Consider the following 835-nt stretch of genomic DNA (forward strand, 5'->3'; position numbering starts at 1 on the left):
TACGGAACCTGAATATGCGTGGTGGCCGATTCAAAATCAGCAGCGGAGACATCACCAAAAGACACGAGCGGAAGTCCCGCGTTGGCAGCTTGAATCCCCCCCAACAGGCTCAGGGCCAAAATTCTGGCTAAATTCTTCATCGTGCCACCCAATTTTACTTCGTACTCCTTTTCGTGCTCGTTGCACTGGTTGAAATGAAGCCTTTCATAGTGATTTTGTCATCGAAGCTCGATTTATTGGATGAGCCACTGCTCGCGCTTCCAGATTGGCAACCGCTCAAGCAAAGCAGGCAGCATATCAAGACTAGAAAAATCAGAGATTCTTTCATGGCTCGTTTTTTGGAGATGAAACTACGTACATTTGCGGATCAACACTGGTTCCGTCCGCTAAAATAATCTTGGTGAACGTCACCTTGGACGAAACCATACTGCGCTCGGTATCCAACACAATATTGAATTCAGCCTCCTGATCGGCATCCAAACCATAATCAGTAGAGTCGATCCCAGTGTTGGAGGGCCGTATGATCCAAGCCGACTTCTGTCCTACCACTCTCCCCTCGGCATCCATCGCAAAAACCCAGGCTTTCGCGGATCGAATGGGCTGAGAGAAAGTATTCTTCGCCGAAAGCACCACAAGCGATTTATTTGGGCTGCTTTCGCCTGAAGAGGACAGGGAGACTTCCAGATTAGCCCAAAGCGGGCATGCCCACAGAGTCAGAATTGCTGCTAATACTCTCATCATTGTGCCTGTATGAAATCGAATGCAAGAATTCCGAACGTGACCAAATGCAGGAGGTGCATTCTCCAGTCCAACAACTGCTTTGTCCGCTCTATTT

1 protein-coding gene is annotated in these 835 nt (G+C 48.5%); it reads right to left on the reverse strand.

The annotated features are described in order from the left end of the window. Positions 1–324: 324 nt before the first annotated feature. On the reverse strand, positions 325–835 hold a 511-nt coding region (locus QEH59_RS18610; protein WP_308986890.1), incomplete at its 5' end, for a hypothetical protein.

This window comes from Thalassobacterium sedimentorum, assembly GCF_031127905.1.
In the GTDB taxonomy this organism is placed as follows: domain Bacteria; phylum Verrucomicrobiota; class Verrucomicrobiia; order Opitutales; family Coraliomargaritaceae; genus Thalassobacterium; species Thalassobacterium sedimentorum.